2 protein-coding genes are annotated in these 2098 nt (G+C 73.5%); both read left to right on the forward strand.

Annotated elements, in window-relative coordinates; all coding sequences use genetic code 11:
* The coding region (locus V6M89_RS30350) for a hybrid sensor histidine kinase/response regulator (protein ID WP_332856708.1) at positions 1-1588 on the forward strand (1588 nt) is incomplete at its 5' end.
* Positions 1585-2098 (forward strand): response regulator (locus V6M89_RS30355; RefSeq protein WP_332856709.1); only part of this gene is annotated, 514 nt, incomplete at its 3' end. The genes V6M89_RS30350 and V6M89_RS30355, both read left to right, overlap by 4 nt.

Here is a 2098-nt window from a genome sequence, read left to right on the forward strand (position 1 = left end):
CCGCCACGGCGCGGCCGGCGCGGCCGGCGCCACCCGCAAGGGGCCGCCGCCGGAGCGCCTGCTGGAGGCGGTCGAGCGCGACGCGCTGCTGGCCAAGACCATCAGCGATCGCTTCGTGCAGATCGAGCGCAGCGCCTGGCAGGAGCGGCGCGCGCTGGCCGGCATGGTCGACAATCTGCTGGAGGACATGAAGCGCACCCTGATGCTGCCGTTCTCCACGCTGCTGGAAATGGCGCCGCGCCTGGTGCGCGACCTGGCCCACGACAGCGGCAAGGAAGTCGAGCTGCGCATCGACGGCGCGGCGATCGAGATCGACCGCCGCATCCTCGAGCAGATGCGCGATCCGCTGGTGCACCTGCTGCGCAACGCGATCGACCACGGCATCGAGACCCCGGCCGAGCGCCGCCTGGCGCACAAGCCGGAGCGCGCGCGGCTGGCGATCGAAGTGCTGCCGCGCGACGGCGACAAGGTCGAGCTGCTGGTCAGCGACGACGGCCGCGGCATCGATCCGCTGCAGGTGCGCGAGCGCGCCGTGCGCGAGGGCTTGCTGGCGCCCGAGGCCGGCGCGGCGCTGAGCACGGCGCAGATGCTGGCGCTGGTGTTCGAGTCCGGCGTGTCGACCAGCGCCATGCTGACCGACCTGTCCGGGCGCGGCCTGGGGCTGGCGATCGTGCGCGAGAAGGCCGAGAAGCTGGGCGGCAGCGTGGCGGCCGAGGCGGCGCCGGGCGGCGGCACGCGCTTCCGCATCGTGCTGCCGGCCACGCTGGCCACCTTTCGCGGCCTGCTGGTGACGGCGGCCGGGCGCCAGTTCGTGCTGCCGTCGCGCAATGTCGAGCGGGTCGCGCGCGTGCTGCCGGAATCGGTGCAGAGCGTCGAGGGCCATCCGACCGTGGTGCTGGAGGGCGAGGTGCTGGCGCTGGTGCAGCTGTGGCGCGTGCTGGGGCTGGCCGCGCCGTCGGCGTCGTCCGGCTATCTGACGCTGGCGCTGCTGACCAGCGGCAGCCGCCGCATGGCCTGCCTGGTGGACGCGGTGCTGGGCGAGCAGGAGGTGCTGGTCAAGGGCCTGGGGCCGCAGCTGCGGCGGGTGCCCAATATCGCCGGCGCCACCGTGCTGGGGGCGGGCCAGGTGGTGCCCATCCTGCACGTGGCCGACCTGCTGAAGTCGGCGCTCGGCGCGGGCGTGGGCGGCGCGCCCTTGCCGGCGCCGGCGGCGCAGGCGGCGCGCCAGCAGCTGCTGGTGGTGGAGGATTCGATCACCTCGCGCGCGCTGCTCAAGAACATGCTGGAGGTGGGCGGCTACCGGGTGACGGTGGCGGTCGACGGCGTCGACGCGCTGAGCGCGCTGCGCGGCGGCGGCTACGACCTGGTGGTGTCGGACGTCGAGATGCCGCGCATGGACGGCTTCGACCTGACCGCCAGCATCCGCGCCGACCGCCAGCTGGCCGGGCTGCCGGTGGTGCTGGTGACCTCGCTGGCCTCGCGCGAGCACCGCGAACGCGGCGTCGACGTCGGCGCCAGCGCCTACATCGCCAAGCAGGGGCTGGAGCAGAACAATCTGCTGGCCACCGTGCGCAGGTTGCTGCGATGAATAGCCCGCTGACGCCCTTGATCCGGGTCCTGGTGGTGGACGATTCGCCGGTGGCGCGCGAGCTGCTGGCCTACCTGCTCAATTCCGATCCGGCGCTGGAGGTGATCGGCGTGGTGGCCGACGGCGAGCAGGCGGTGGAGGCGGCGGCGCGCCTGCGGCCGGACGTCATCACCATGGACATCCACCTGCCGCGGCTGGACGGCTTTGCCGCCACCAGGATGATCATGGAGACCTGCCCGACCCGCATCGTGATGGTCACCTCCAGTCCGGTCGCGCACGAGGTGGCGGACAACTTCCGCGTGCTGGAGGCCGGCGCGCTGGCGGTGCTGGCCAAGCCGTCCGGTCCCGGCCATCCCGAACACGCGCAGATCACCGAGGAACTGCTGCGCACCATCAAGCTGATGGCCGAGGTCAGCGTGGTGCGGCGCTGGCGGCGCAGCGAAAGCTGGGGCGCCGGCGGCGCATCGGCCTCGGCCTCGGCCTCGGCGCCAGCGGCGGCATCGGCAGCGG

The organism is Duganella sp. S19_KUP01_CR8 (assembly GCF_036688705.1).
In the GTDB taxonomy this organism is placed as follows: domain Bacteria; phylum Pseudomonadota; class Gammaproteobacteria; order Burkholderiales; family Burkholderiaceae_D; genus Rugamonas.